We start from the raw sequence: 13,081 nt of genomic DNA on the forward strand, positions 1-13,081 counted from the left end.
ATGCCGGGCACACTGACAGGGTTGTCCCATTGACCACGAACAGGTGACGGCGAGGAGCAGGAGGCGCGATGGGGGAGTCGGCGGTCGGCCGGGTCGCGATGATCAGCCTGCACACCTCGCCGCTCGACCAGCCGGGCACCGGGGACGCGGGCGGCATGAACGTCTACGTCGTCGAGCTCGCCCGGCGCCTCGCCGAGCAGGGCACCGAGGTCGACATCTTCACCCGTGCGACCAGCTCGCGGCTCGACCCCGTCGTCCACGTCCGTGACGGCGTGACCGTGCACAACGTGCACGCCGGGCCGTTCGAGGGACTGACCAAGGACCAGCTCCCCGGCCAGCTGTGCGTGTTCGCACGCGAGGTGCTGCGCGCCGAGGCCGCGCACCCGGCCGGCCACTTCGACGTCGTCCACTCCCACTACTGGCTCTCCGGCCAGGTCGGTGCGCTGGCCCGCGACCGCTGGGGCGTCCCGCTGGTCCACTCGATGCACACCATGGCCAAGGTCAAGAACGAGGCGCTCGCCGTCGGCGACACCCCCGAGCCGCAGGCCCGCGTGATCGGCGAGGAGCAGGTGGTCGAGGCCGCCGACGTGCTCATCGCCAACACCGACCTCGAGGCCAAGCAGCTGATCAACCTGTACGACGCCGACCCGGGCCGGGTCGAGGTCGTCCACCCCGGCGTCGACACCGACGTGTTCCGCGCCCGCACCCCTGCCGAGCAGGCCCGGGCCCGGCGCGAGCGCGACCTCGCCGACGACGCCCTGGTCCTGCTGTTCGCCGGCCGGATCCAGCCGCTCAAGGCGCCCGACGTGCTGCTGCGGGCCGTCGCGGAGCTGCTCGTCCGCCGCCCGGACCTGCGCTCCCGGCTGGTGGTCCCGGTCGTCGGCGGCCCGTCCGGCAGCGGCCTCGAGCGCCCGACCGCCCTGGCCAACCTGGCCACCGAGCTGCGCATCGACGACGTCGTCCGGTTCGTGCCGCCCGTGCCGCAGCACGAGCTCGCCGGCTGGTACGCCGCCTCCACGCTCGTCGCCGTCCCGTCCTACAACGAGTCCTTCGGCCTGGTCGCCGCCGAGGCCCAGGCCTCCGGCGCGCCGGTCGTCGCGGCTGCCGTCGGCGGGCTGACCACCGTGGTCCGCGACGGCCACAGCGGGCTGCTGGTCGACACCCACGAGCCCCACGACTGGGCGCTCGCGCTCGAGCGTGTCGTCGCCGACCCGACGTACCGCGACCGCCTGGCCGCCGGCGCGCTCCGGCAGGCCCGTCAGTTCTCGTGGGAGGCGACCGCCGCCCACACGGTGGAGGTCTACGAGCGCGCCCACGCGCTCCTGCGGCAGGAGGCCCGCGTCGGATGAGTCCTGCGGACGTCGTACGTGCCTGGCTCGAGGACAACCAGATCGAGTTCGAGGAGACCGAGGAGGGCACGTTCAGCTTCTGGCTGCCGGGTGAGAAGAAGCTGCAGACGCCCGTACGGCTCGACCTCGGCCCTCACGCGCTCGGCGTCCACGCCTTCGTGTGCCGGCGCCCCGACGAGCAGTTCGAGAGGGTCTACCGCTGGCTGCTCGAGCGCAACATGAGGATGTACGCCGTCGCGTTCGGCATCGACCACCACGGCGACATCTACCTCGACGCCCGCCTGCCGCTGTCCTCGGTCACCACCGACGACCTCGACCGGCTGCTCGGCTCGGTGCTGACCTACGCCGACGAGGCGTTCAACACGATCCTCGAGCTCGGCTTCGAGTCGTCCATCCGCAAGGAGTGGGCGTGGCGGATCGAGCGCGGCGAGTCGACCGCCAACCTGGAGGCGTTCCGCGGGTGGCTCGAGCAGTGACGAGCATCGCGGAGCGCCGCACCGCCTTCCGGGCGCTCCACGAGCGCGGCTGCTTCGTGCTGCCCAACCCCTGGGACCGCGGCTCGGCCCGCTACCTCGAGCACCTCGGCTTCGCCGCGCTGGCCACCACGAGCTCCGGCGCGGCCTGGAGCCGCGGTCGCCCCGACGGCTCGGCCACCCGCGACGAGGTGCTCGACCACCTCGCCGACATCGTCGCCGCGACCTCGCTGCCGGTGAACGCCGACCTCGAGGACGGGTACGGCGCCAGCGCCGACCAGGTCGCCGAGAGCGTCGCCCTCGCGGTCGGGACGGGTGTGGCCGGGCTCTCGATCGAGGACGCGAGCGACGGGGTCACCCTCGACCTCGAGGTCGCGGTCGAGCGGCTCTCCGCAGCCCGCGAGGCGATCGACGCCAGCGGCCACGACGTGCTCCTCGTCGGACGGGCCGACGGCTTCTTCAACGGCAGCCCCGACCTCGCCGACATCCTGACCCGGCTGCGTGCCTTCGCCGCGGCCGGCGCCGACTGCCTCTACGCCCCCGGCATCAGCGACCCGGCTGCGATCCGGGCGATCGTCGAGGCCGTCGCGCCCAAGCCGGTCAACGTCCTGGTCGGTGGCGCCAGCCAGGTCACGGTCGCGGACCTCGCGGCGCTCGGCGTACGCCGGATCAGCGTCGGCGGTGCGCTGGCCCGGGCCGCCTGGGGCGGCTTCGAGACGGCCGCGACCGCCCTGGCGCAGGGCCGGTTCGACGGCTTCGACCGCGCCGTCCCGGGCGCGGACCTCAACGCGCTCTTCGCCGACACGCCCGACCGTGTCGGCAACGGGCCGGAGGCGGACCAGCCGGGCTGATCCGCCTCCGGTGTCCCCGGTGGGCTCAGCGGCGAACCCGCCACTTCACGAGCGCCGGCACGGCCTCGAGCTGGCCGTTCTCGCCGACCGAGCGGACCCGGACCCGGTGCTTGCCGGGCTTGAGGTGCTTGAGCGTGAACGGCGACGCGCACGCCTGCCAGGCCTTGTCGTCGGCCTTGCACTGGAAGGTGACGTTGGGCTTGTTCGCGACGAAGGCGATGGTCGCCCTGCGCTGCTTGGTGTTCTTCCTCGGCCTGCTCGTGATCGTCGTGACGCCGGGGGCGTCGTCGGTCGTGATGGTCAGTGAGAAGCCGCCCGCGAGCTGGCCCACGTCGCCCCCGACGTCGTCGGTGGCGATGAGCGTCCAGGTGCCGTTGGCGTTGCCACCGTCGAAGGCGGACAGCGAGTCGGCGAAGGTGGTTCCGGCCGGCGGCACCTCGGTGGTGTCGACGTTGCTCGGACGGTAGGAGCCGCTCGGGCAGGCCCCGGCGTCCGGGAGGCTCGTCCCCGCCTCGTCGTCGATGGTGAGGTTCACCCCGACCAGGTCGCCGGTGCCGCACACGTCCGACATGAGGCGGACCACCTGGTTGGACCCCGGCGCCCGCAGGAAGAGGTCGAGGTCGTCGGGCCAGGTGTGGAACACGTTGACCAGGGCGACGTCGACGTCGGTGATCCGGCCGGGCAGGTTGGCGACGTCGACCGTGGCGGTGGTGCTGCCGGCGTCGGGGATGGCGACCGCCGGCGGGTGCGTGACCGTGCGGACGGCCGCCTGGGTGGGAGCGGTGGTGGCGAGGCCGGCGAGGCCTCCGAGAGAGATGACGCCTGCGGTCATCAGCGCGAGTCGGCGCATGGCTGGAACCTTTCCGAGGGGGGTGGTGCCTGACCTCATCCAGACCCTCGGACCCCCGGCCGTGATACGCCGAGTTCTCAACCGCCCGTCAGGGGCGCACCTTCCACCTCGTGACAGCCGGCGTCGGGTCGAGCTTGCCGGAGCCGTCGACCGCGCGGACCCGCACCTTGTGCTTGCCGGCCGTGAGCCTCGTGAGCCTCAGCGGCGAGCTGCAGGACCTCCACTTCTTCCGGTCGACCTTGCACTGGTAGCTCACGGCCTTGTCCGCTCCGAAGACGGTCGAGGTGAAGGCGATGGTCGCCTTGCGCTTGGTCGTCGACCTCTTCGGCCTTGCGATGATCGTCGTCTCGGGCGGGGCGTCGGTCGCGACCTGGAGCTGGACGCCGGTGATGTAGCCGCCGTCGCCGGCCGCGGTGTCCGCGACGTACAGCAGCCAGGTGCCGGCCGCCGGCGCTCCGTTGAGCGCGCCCAACGTGGTGGCGTACGGCGCAGCCGGCGCGGGGGCGGGTAGGGCCGGTGCGTCGTAGCTGCCCGGCTTCCAGGTGCCGCTCGCGCAGCTGGGGGTGTCGTCCGGGAACGTGGCGCCGGCGGCGTCGTCGAACGTCCAGGTCGCGTTGACCACGGTCGCCTCGTCGCACGCCTCGGACAGCACGAGGGCCTTCCCGCCGGCCGGGTTGACCAGCAGGACCTGCAGGTCGTCGACGTAGGTGTGGCTCACCCCGCTGAGGACGAGGTCGACATCGGTGACGCTGCCGGGGCTCGTGACGTTGATCGGATACGGGTACGGCGTCCCGGGCCCGTCGGAGTTGCCGTCGTTCGCGGGCACGACGATGGCCGCGGGACCGGTCGTGATGGTGATGCTGAAGCCACCTGCGACGGAGCCCGTGTCATTGGCCTGGTCGTCGTAGGCGACGACCTGCCACGCCCCGTTCGGGTTCTGGCCGTCGAATGCGGAGAGCGAAGTCGCCAGCGCCACGTCGTCCGGCGCCGAGTCCGGGTCGGGCTCGAGGTCCACGTCGGTCGGACGGTAGGTGCCGCTGGCGCATGCTCCGGCGGTGGCAGCGAGAAGGGCGGTACGGCGCATGGGGGAACCTCGGGGGAGCGGTCGATGGGAGCACGGTCGCCGGGCGCAGTGCGGCGACCTCTCGACGCTAGAGGCGAGCCCGTCCGGACGGCGGCTGTTCCGCGCAGTCTTTACTCTCGGCGTGCAGCCGGCTCGCCTGCCGGGTCAGGTGGTCCCGCTCGGCGACGTTGGTGGCCCGCTCGGCGGCGATCCGGTACAGCCGGGCGGCCTCCTCGCGCTCACCGGCCCGCTCGTGCAGCCAGGCGGCGACGGCGTCGCGGCGGGGCAGGTCGGCGGGCAGGCCCTCGACCTGGCGCAGGCCGGCGAGCGGGCCGTCGACCTCGCCGACCGCGACCGCGCGGTTGAGGGCGACCACCGGGCTCGGGGCCAGGCGCAGCAGCTCGTCGTACCACTCGAGGACCTGCGGCCAGTCGGTCTCCTCGGCGACGGCGGCGTCGTCGTGGAGCGCGGCGATCGCGGCCTGGACCTGGTACTCGCCGAGCGCGTCGCGGGCCAGTGCGGCCTGCAGCACCTCGACGCCCTCGGCGATCATCTCGGTGTCCCACAGCGAGCGGTCCTGCTCGGCGAGCGGCACCACCGTCCCCGATGCCGTCCGACGGGCAGCACGGCGCGCGTGGTGCAGCAGCATCAGCGCGAGCAGCCCGTCGACCTCGGGATCGTCGGTCGCGGCGGCCAGCTGCCGGGTCAGCCGGATCGCCTCCTCGGCGAGGTCCACGGTGCCGGTGAAGCCCTCGTTGAAGACCAGGTAGAGCACACGCAGCACCGCGCCGACCTCGCCGGGCCGGTCGAACCGCTGGCCGCTGACGGTGCGCTTGGCGCGGCTGATCCGCTGCGCCATGGTCGCCTCCGGCACCAGGAACGCCTGCGCGATCTGCGCGGTCGTCAGGCCGCCGACCGCGCGCAGGGTGAGCGCGACGGCCGACGCCGGCGTGAGCGCGGGGTGGCAGCACCGGCTGAGCAGGAGCAGGGTGTCGTCGGCCTGCTCGCACGGGCCGGGCTCCGGCTCGAGGTGCACGCGCAGCTCGCGGCGCTCGCGTGCGGACGCCGAGCGCTGGGCGTCGACCAGCTTGCGGCCGGCGACCGTCACCAGCCACGCCCGCGGGCTGTCGGGCCAGGCGTCGGGCTGGTCCGCCGGCCAGTGCCCCAGCGCCTCGACCAGGGCCTCCTGGACGGCGTCCTCGGCCGTCGCGAAGTCGGCTCCGCGGCGCACGAGGATGCCGAGCACCTGCGGCGTGACGTCGCGCAGCAGCTCGCCCAGGTCCGGGAGGCCCGGGTGGTCGGTCATTCCGTGACGACCGGCGGCTCGCCGAGGAACGGGCGGACCTCGATCCACTCGTGGATCGGCTTGCCACCGGCGCCGGGAGCCGAGGAGAGCCGCGCCGCGGCCTCGTGGGCCCGCTCCTGGCTGTCGACGTCGACGATCATCCAGCCGGCGATCAGGTCCTTGGTCTCCGCGAACGGGCCGTCGGTGACCGGCGGGCGGCCCTCGCCGTCGTACCGGACGAACGTGCCCTCCGGCGAGAGTGCCTGGCCGTCCACGAACTCGCCGCGCTCGCGCAGCTCGTCGGCGACCTGCCGCATGAAGGCGATGTGCGCGGTGACCTCCTCGGGCGTCCACTGGTCCATCGGGACCAGCTCGTCCTTCGCGATCGCGTGGCTGCTGCGGTAGTGCTTGAGCAAGAGGTACTTCGCCATGGTGTTCTCCTCTGGTCCGAGACGGCCATCCTGCCGCCTTCACTCCCGGGACGGAGCCAACCACGCGTCCTCGACATCAGCGGCCGGAAAAGTCTCGAAGGATGTCGGCGGACCTCCCTAGAGTCCTCTCGTGACGAAGCGTGGATGGTCGCTGTTCCTGGCGATGTGCCTGATCTGGGGCCTGCCCTACCTGTTCATCCGGATCGCGGTCGACCACGTCTCCCCGGCCGGCCTCGTCTTCCTCCGTACGGCGCTCGCCTCCCTGGTCCTGCTCCCGCTGGCGCTCGTCCGGGGCGAGGTCGCCCCGGTGCTGGCCCGCTGGCGTCCGCTCGTGCTGTTCGCGGTCATCGAGATCATGGTCCCGTGGGTGCTGCTGGGCCACGCCGAGCAGCGCATCTCCTCCTCCTTGGCCGGGCTCCTGGTGGCCGCGGTGCCCCTGTTCGGCGCCCTGGCGTTCCTCGTCACCAGCCACGCGGAGCGCTTCACCGCGGCCCAGACCGGTGGCCTGGCCCTCGGTTTCGCGGGCGTGGCCTGCCTGGTCGGCCTCGACATCGGGCACATCGACGTGCTGGCCGTGGTCGAGATGCTGGGCGTGGCGCTCTGCTACGCGACCGGGCCGATCATCCTCGCCCGCTGGTTCGCCGACGTGTCCGGGCTCGGTGTGATGGCGTGCGCGCTCACCCTGACCGCCGTCGTCTACTCGCCCTTCGGCGTGGTGGACCCGCCGACCGGCCTGCCGGCGAAGGCCTGGCTCAGCGTCGTCGTGCTGGCCCTGGTCTGCACAGCGCTGGCGTTCGTGGTCTTCCTCGAGCTGATCAAGATCGCCGGCCCGACCCGGTCGACGATCATCACCTACGTCAACCCGGCGGTCGCGATCACGCTCGGCGTGCTGCTGCTCGACGAGCGGCTCACCACCGGCATGCTCGTCGGCTTCCCGCTGATCCTCGTCGGCTGCGTCATCGCCGCGGGAGGGCGGCCGGCCGCGGTCGCGAGCACCGAGCCGGCGGCCGAGTGCGCGGTCGTCGCCGACCCGGACCCCGCCTGACGCTCCGCCCCGCCTCAGCGGGACCGGCGGGCCACCGCCACGCCGACGAGCGCGAGCACGCCGCCGGCGTACGCGACCACGGGCGGGACCTCGTCGAGGAACACCAGTCCCATCACGATCGTCAGCGGCGGCACGAGGTAGGTCGTCACGCCGAGCGCCGACGCGGTCATGTGCCGCAGTGCGTACGCGTAGGTCGTGAACGCGATCGCCGTCGGGAACACGCCGAGGTAGACCAGCCACAGCGTCGACGACAGCGGCGCGTCGCCGACCTCGGCGACCAGCCGGCCCGCCCACGGCAGGCAGGTCACGACCCCGATGCTGCACGCCAACCAGGTGACGTGGACGGCGGAGAGCTCGGCGACGAGCGGCTTCTGCACGATCACGCTGATGGAGTACGCCGCCGCGGGCACCAGGCACAGCACGACACCGAGCAGGTCGCCGGTGTTGTCCCCGCCCGAGGTGGACAGGCCGATCACGACGACCCCGGAGAACGCCAGCGCCAGCCCGGCCGCGAGCTGTGCGGTGAACCGCTCGCCGAGGAACATCGCGGCCAGCACGGCGATCAGGACAGGGGAGACCTGCAGCAGCATCGACGCCGTACCGGCGTCGACCCGCTGCTCGCCGGCGTTGAGCGAGAGGTTGTAGATCCCGAACCAGAGCACGCCGATCGTCGCGATCGAGAGCCACTGCCGGCCCGACGGTCGGGGCAGTCCCTGCGCCAATGCCACCGGGGCGAGCGCGAGCGCGCCCGCCGTCAGCCGGCCGAGGGACAGCGCGCCGGCGGAGAAGTCGTGGGCGAGGTGCCGGATGCCGACGAAGGCGCTCGCCCACAGCACGAGCGTGATGCCGACCGCAGCCAGGGCCAGCGGCCCGGTCTGTGCGCCCCCGCTCGTGTCCGGAGCAGTGGCGGGGGCAGCGGGTTCGACGGCGGGCACGGGCTCCACGCTAGGGGGCAGGGGACCCGCCGGTCGCGCGATTTTCGGACGTCGCAGCCGGTGGCCGGCCCGGTCAGCCGGTGTCGCCCATCGGCGGCGCGGCGCGCACGACCTGCTGGTCGCGTCCGCGTCGCTTCGCCTCGTACAGCGCCGCGTCGGCCCGGTGCAGCACGTCGAGCGCGTCCCCGCCGGGGACCAGCTCGACACCGCCGACGCTCAGGCTCACGCGCCGGCACACCGGGGCCAGCAGCGCGGTGTGCGCACGGACCGCGTCGACGAGTCCCTGGGCGGCGTTCGCGGCGCCCACGGGGTCGGTGTCCGTGAGCAGCACGGCGAACTCGTCGCCGCCGAGGCGGGCCACGGCATCGGTGTGGCGGACCCGGTGACGCAGCACGTCGGCGGTCGTCCTCAGCAGCGCGTCACCGGCGGCGTGGCCGAGGGTGTCGTTGACCTGCTTGAAGTGGTCCAGGTCCAGCATCAGGAGCACGCTGCTCTGCTCCGGGTCGGTCGTGGCGAGGTGCTCGCGCAGCAGGCTCTCGAACCAGCGCCGGTTCGGCAGCCCGGTCAGCGGGTCGTGGTGGGCGAGGTGCGCCAGCTGCTGCTGCAGGTGCTCGCGCTCCTGCTGGTCGTGCACCGCTTCGGTGACGTCGATGGCCACGGCCAGGTAGCCCGTCGCCGTGCCGCCGGCGTCCCGCAGCTGGCTGAGCGCCAGCCGGGCGAACAACCGGCTGCCGTCCTTGCGGACGAGGGTCCACGTGCGGGGCTCGCCCTCGCGGCGGGCGAGCTCGGCGAGCACCTCCGCGGGAGGCACGCCGAGCTCGTCGGCGGCGGCCTGGAGGTCGGTCGCCACGACGAACCGGCTGAGGGGCCGGTGCCCGACCACCTCCGACGCGTCGTACCCCAGCAGCCGCTCGGCACCCACGCCGAAGGTGCGCACCCGGCCACCGAGGTCGGTCGACACCAGCGCGACCAGCCGACTCGCGTCCATCAGCGAGGTCAGCTCGGCAGCGACCGTGCGTTCCTGGGCGTGGCTGAACGCGAGGGACAGCCCGGCCACCATCGTCATCAGCACGCACAGCTGGGCGACCAGCGCGCGGGCGGTGACCTCGTCGAAGGCCACGAACGGCCCCTCGCCCAGCAGGGTCAGCTCCACCGCGGCAGCGGCGCAGCCGAGGCTGTGGACCGTGGCGGCCAGCGGTGAGAAGCGGATGCCGGCCCAGAAGGTCGGCACGAGCACCAGGAAGGCGAGGGCCGGTCCCGAGGGCGTCGCGAAGACGGCGAGGTAGACCCCCGCCGTGGTCATGACGAGCAGCACCACCTCGACGGCCCGGGCAGGGGCGCGCGGGGTCACCGCCCGTCGTACGACGCCGGCCAGGCTCCGCGCCCCACCCGACCGTGCCGCAGCGACGAGCGCCGGGCCGGCGAGCAGCCCGACCAGGCTCACGGCGACCAGGCCGACGGTGTTGCGGCCCCACCAGGCCAGCACGGTCAGCAGCGAGCCGCTGTGCTCGGTGAGGTACAGGCCCGCCGACCCCACCAGGGCGGCGACCAGGCAGGCGATCAGGGCGGCGGCCACGAACCGCCCGAGCTCGGCGAGGCGGCCCAGCGGACGGCGTCCGCCGAACCCCCAGACCTCGGGGACCCACCACCGCGCGAGTGCGAGGACGAGGCCGGCCTGGACCAGGTTGGCCACGACGAACACCGTCGCGAGCGCGGGGGACGCGCCGGTGCTGGCGTTGACGACGAACGTGGCGGTCGCGAAGCAGACGGTGTCCGCCGCGACCGTGCGGCGGCTGCTGGTCGCCAGCCAGAGCAGCGCGACGCCGGCCGCCGGCCAGACCAGGCTCAGCGCCGTGCCGTCGATGATCGTGGCCCGGCCGACGTACCCGGCAGCGACGAACGCCGCCGTCCACGATGCAAGGCGGACGACGGCGTGCATGCCTGGTCGATCGGCAGGCGCTCGTCCGGGCTGAGCGCCCCGCCGGTCAGACGTCGAACTTGTAGCCCAGGCCCCGAACGGTGACGAGGAACTTCGGCTCGCTCGGCTCCGGCTCCAGCTTGGCGCGCAGCCGCTTGACGTGCACGTCGAGGGTCTTGGTGTCGCCGACGTAGTCGGAGCCCCAGACCCGGTCGATGAGCTGGCCGCGGGTCAGCACCCGGCCGGGGTTGCGCAGGAACATCTCGAGCAGCTCGAACTCCTTGAGCGGCAGGCGCTGCTCGTTCCCGTCGACCGTCACGACGTGCCGCTCGACGTCCATCCGGACCGGACCGGCCTCGAGCGTGTCGGGCAGCAGCTCGTCGCCGACGCCGCGGCGCAGGACCGCCCGGATGCGGGCGACCAGCTCCCGGGGGGAGTACGGCTTGGTCACGTAGTCGTCGGCGCCGAGCTCGAGCCCGACCACCTTGTCGACCTCGTCGTCCTTGGCGCTGACCATGATCACCGGCACGTTCGACGTCTGCCGGATGGTGCGGCACACCTCGGTGCCGGGGATGCCCGGAAGCATCAGGTCGAGCAGCACGATGTCGGCGCCGTTGCGGTCGAACTCCTTGAGCGCCTCGTTGCCGTCGGCAGCGATCGCGACCTCGAACCCCTCCTTGCGGAGCAGGTAGGCGAGCGCGTCGCTGTAGCTCTCCTCGTCCTCGACGACAAGTACCCGGGTCATGCGGGGTCCCCGACGATTCGTTCGCTGGGGCAGCGAAGCGGCGGAAGCGGGCAAATCGGTGGGGTGCTCATGCGTCCTCCTGATCGTTCGTGCGTCCGCCCGGCGAGTCCGGGGTGGACGCGAGGGGCGCGAGCCGAAGGTACGGCCCGTCCGCCTCGTGGTGCGCGTGCTGCGGCAGCGTGAGGGTGAAGGTCGAGCCCTGACCCTCCACGGACCACACCCGCACCTCGCCGCCGTGGGTGGCGGCCACGTGCTTGACGATCGACAGCCCCAGTCCGGTGCCGCCGGTCGAGCGGTGCCGGGCCGGGTCGACCCGGTAGAACCGCTCGAAGATGCGCTCGACCTCGGCCTCGGGGATGCCGATGCCCTGGTCGATGACGGAGATCTCCACGTTGGGCCCGACCCGCTTGCGGGTCACCACGACGCGGGAGTTGGGCTCGGAGTAGGCCACTGCGTTCGCCACCAGGTTGGAGACGGCGGCGCCGACCTGCTTCTCGCTGCCGAGGACCTTGAGCCCCTCCTCGCCCTCGGCGATGAGCTGGATGTCCTTGGCGTTGGCGTTCATGTCGACGAAGTCGACGGCCGAGGCGACGACGTCGTCGATCGAGACCGGGACCGGCGAGTCGAGCGGCTCGTCACCCTGGAGCCGTGAGAGCTCGATGATCTGCTGGATCAGCCGCGAGAGCCGGTCGCTCTCGGTGAGCATCCGTGACGCGAACCGGTAGACCGCCTCGGGGTCGTCCGACGCGTCCTGCACCGCCTCGGCGAGCAGGCGCATCGCGCCGACTGGGGTCTTCAGCTCGTGGCTCACGTTGGCCACGAAGTCGCGGCGTACGGCGTCGACCTGGCGCTCGCGGGTGCGGTCCTCGACCAGCGCCAGCACCAGGCGCGAGCCGAGCGGCGCCACGCGGGCGGTGACGTGGCGCGGCGTACCGGCTGCCCGCGGCACGATCAGCTCGGTCTCGCGGATCTGCCCGTCGCGTCGTACCTGTCGGATCAGGCCGCCGAGCTCGTCGGACAGCAGCGTCGTGCCGCGCACGAAGCCCATGGCGTACGCCGGCGCCGACGCCTTGACGACGGTGTCGGACTCGTCGACGACGACCGCGCTGCTGCGCAGCACGGAGAGCACCGCGGCCACGCCGTCGGGCAGCAACGGCTCGTCGGGAGTCGGGTAGGTGCGTTGCTGGCGGTCGCTGAGGTGCCATGCCAACATGGCCCCGCCCGCCACGAGGGCGCCGAGGAGCGCGGCCAGGAAGGCCTGCGTCGTCGGATCCACGTCTCGATCGTACGGCGATCGCGGGCCCGGGTTCCGAATCAGCGAGGCCGTGCTTCGCGATGTTCATCCCGCGTTCACCGCACCTCGCTTGCTGGACACCTCGGCTCCGTACGCTCGGGCCCATGCGTGATGCCTACACCGACCAGCTCGACGCGATCTTCGACGACCTCGCCGGAATCTCCCGCCGCGTCCAGACCGCCGTCGGGGAGGCCACCGAGGCCCTGATGACCGGCAACTCCTCGATCGCCGAGAAGGTGATCAGCCAGGACGCCGACATCGACCGCGCCCGCGAGAAGGTCGAGGACTCCTGCTTCGCCCTGCTCTCGCTGCAGCAGCCGGTCGCCGGCGACCTGCGCACCGTCGTCGCCGCGCTCCGGATGGTCGCCGAGCTCGAGCGGATGGGCGACCTGTCCGTTCACGTCGCCAAGATCGCCCGCCTGCGCGTGCCGGACGTCGCCGTGCCCGAGGAGGTCCGCCCGACGATGGCGCGGATGGCCGAGGTCGCCGAGGACATGGTCGGCCGGGTCACCGAGGTCATCTCCGGGCGCGACGTCGAGGCTGCCATCGCCCTGGGCCGCGACGACGAGGAGATGGACCAGCTGCGTCGCCGCAGCTTCACCGAGCTGCTCGGCGACGAGTGGGCCCACGGCGTCGAGGCCGCGGTCGACATCGCCCTCCTCGGCCGCTACTACGAGCGGATCGCCGACCACGCCGTCTCGGTCGCCAACCGGGTCATCTTCGTCGTCACCGGCCACAACCCCGCTCCCGCTGCCTGAGGCGGAGGAGGAGTCAGTTTCACCGGCCGACCGGTGAAACTCACGCTTGGACGACGAAACTTCCTCGTCCAAGCGCCAGTTTCA

The 13,081-nt window shown here is 72.8% G+C and carries 13 protein-coding genes; 5 read left to right on the top strand and 8 right to left on the bottom strand.

Features of this window, described 5'->3' with window-relative positions; translation table 11 throughout:
• Positions 1–68: 68 nt before the first annotated feature.
• Genes mshA through BJ958_RS24685 form a run of 3 tightly spaced genes read left to right on the top strand, consistent with a single transcriptional unit; the run spans position 69 to position 2,673 of the window.
• Positions 69–1,349 (top strand): D-inositol-3-phosphate glycosyltransferase, encoded by a 1,281-nt coding sequence (gene mshA, locus BJ958_RS24675; protein WP_179729432.1) that lies wholly within the window; start codon positions 69–71, stop codon positions 1,347–1,349.
• Complete coding sequence (locus BJ958_RS24680; RefSeq protein ID WP_179729433.1) at positions 1,346–1,825, top strand: type III secretion system chaperone family protein; 480 nt, start codon at positions 1,346–1,348, stop codon at positions 1,823–1,825. The genes mshA and BJ958_RS24680 overlap by 4 nt, the downstream gene beginning before the upstream one ends.
• Complete coding sequence (locus BJ958_RS24685) at positions 1,822–2,673, top strand: isocitrate lyase/PEP mutase family protein (protein ID WP_343052784.1); 852 nt, start codon at positions 1,822–1,824, stop codon at positions 2,671–2,673. Before BJ958_RS24680 ends, BJ958_RS24685 begins: the two co-directional genes overlap by 4 nt.
• A gap of 25 nt (positions 2,674–2,698) precedes the next feature.
• On the opposite strand, the gene BJ958_RS24690 is transcribed toward BJ958_RS24685, so the two are convergent.
• The 4 genes from BJ958_RS24690 to BJ958_RS24705 all read right to left on the bottom strand — a co-directional run bounded on the left by BJ958_RS24690 (position 2,699) and on the right by BJ958_RS24705 (position 6,302).
• Positions 2,699–3,523 carry a hypothetical protein gene (locus BJ958_RS24690; protein ID WP_179729435.1) on the bottom strand — a complete coding sequence of 275 codons (825 nt, stop codon included), beginning with the start codon at positions 3,521–3,523 and terminating at the stop codon, positions 2,699–2,701.
• 88 nt (positions 3,524–3,611) lie between these two features.
• Complete coding sequence (locus BJ958_RS24695; protein WP_179729436.1) at positions 3,612–4,607, bottom strand: hypothetical protein; 996 nt, start codon at positions 4,605–4,607, stop codon at positions 3,612–3,614.
• 67 nt (positions 4,608–4,674) lie between these two features.
• On the bottom strand, positions 4,675–5,892 hold the full coding sequence (locus tag BJ958_RS24700) for an RNA polymerase sigma factor (protein WP_218865961.1): 1,218 nt from the start codon (positions 5,890–5,892) through the stop codon (positions 4,675–4,677).
• Positions 5,889–6,302, bottom strand: coding sequence for a YciI family protein (locus tag BJ958_RS24705; RefSeq protein WP_179729437.1), 414 nt, complete (start codon positions 6,300–6,302; stop codon positions 5,889–5,891). The genes BJ958_RS24700 and BJ958_RS24705 overlap by 4 nt, the downstream gene beginning before the upstream one ends.
• 130 nt (positions 6,303–6,432) lie before the next feature.
• Between BJ958_RS24705 and BJ958_RS24710 the strand changes: the two genes are divergently transcribed.
• Positions 6,433–7,347: an EamA family transporter gene (locus tag BJ958_RS24710; protein WP_179729438.1), complete on the top strand. Its 915-nt coding sequence runs from the start codon at positions 6,433–6,435 to the stop codon at positions 7,345–7,347.
• A 14-nt stretch (positions 7,348–7,361) separates the two neighbouring features.
• Here the strand turns inward: BJ958_RS24710 and BJ958_RS24715 are convergent, their stop codons facing one another.
• From BJ958_RS24715 to BJ958_RS24730, 4 genes are all read right to left on the bottom strand, one after another.
• Positions 7,362–8,282 (bottom strand): DMT family transporter, encoded by a 921-nt coding sequence (locus BJ958_RS24715; RefSeq protein ID WP_343052785.1) that lies wholly within the window; start codon positions 8,280–8,282, stop codon positions 7,362–7,364.
• Between the two features lie 73 nt (positions 8,283–8,355).
• A complete protein-coding gene (locus BJ958_RS24720; RefSeq protein ID WP_179729439.1) occupies positions 8,356–10,221 on the bottom strand; it encodes a sensor domain-containing diguanylate cyclase in 1,866 nt (621 codons plus the stop codon).
• Between the two features lie 46 nt (positions 10,222–10,267).
• Positions 10,268–10,945 (bottom strand): response regulator transcription factor, encoded by a 678-nt coding sequence (locus BJ958_RS24725; RefSeq protein ID WP_179729440.1) that lies wholly within the window; start codon positions 10,943–10,945, stop codon positions 10,268–10,270.
• A gap of 67 nt (positions 10,946–11,012) precedes the next feature.
• Entirely contained in the window at positions 11,013–12,221 is a 1,209-nt protein-coding gene (locus BJ958_RS24730; protein WP_273520395.1) for an ATP-binding protein, read from the bottom strand.
• Between the two features lie 122 nt (positions 12,222–12,343).
• On the opposite strand from BJ958_RS24730, the gene phoU reads away from it, so the two are divergent.
• Positions 12,344–12,997, top strand: coding sequence for a phosphate signaling complex protein PhoU (gene phoU, locus BJ958_RS24735; RefSeq protein ID WP_179729441.1), 654 nt, complete (start codon positions 12,344–12,346; stop codon positions 12,995–12,997).
• Positions 12,998–13,081 lie beyond the last annotated feature (84 nt).

Source organism: Nocardioides kongjuensis, assembly GCF_013409625.1.
Lineage (GTDB): Bacteria > Actinomycetota > Actinomycetes > Propionibacteriales > Nocardioidaceae > Nocardioides > Nocardioides kongjuensis.

Coding starts and splice junctions, on each gene's coding strand:
- mshA (WP_179729432.1), top strand. CDS start 69: ATGGGGGAGTCGGCGGTCGGCCGGGTCGCGATGATCAGCCTGCACACC.
- BJ958_RS24680 (WP_179729433.1), top strand. CDS start 1,346: ATGAGTCCTGCGGACGTCGTACGTGCCTGGCTCGAGGACAACCAGATC.
- BJ958_RS24690 (WP_179729435.1), bottom strand. CDS start 3,523: ATGCGCCGACTCGCGCTGATGACCGCAGGCGTCATCTCTCTCGGAGGC.
- BJ958_RS24695 (WP_179729436.1), bottom strand. CDS start 4,607: ATGCGCCGTACCGCCCTTCTCGCTGCCACCGCCGGAGCATGCGCCAGC.
- BJ958_RS24700 (WP_218865961.1), bottom strand. CDS start 5,892: ATGACCGACCACCCGGGCCTCCCGGACCTGGGCGAGCTGCTGCGCGAC.
- BJ958_RS24705 (WP_179729437.1), bottom strand. CDS start 6,302: ATGGCGAAGTACCTCTTGCTCAAGCACTACCGCAGCAGCCACGCGATC.
- BJ958_RS24720 (WP_179729439.1), bottom strand. CDS start 10,221: ATGCACGCCGTCGTCCGCCTTGCATCGTGGACGGCGGCGTTCGTCGCT.
- BJ958_RS24725 (WP_179729440.1), bottom strand. CDS start 10,945: ATGACCCGGGTACTTGTCGTCGAGGACGAGGAGAGCTACAGCGACGCG.
- phoU (WP_179729441.1), top strand. CDS start 12,344: ATGCGTGATGCCTACACCGACCAGCTCGACGCGATCTTCGACGACCTC.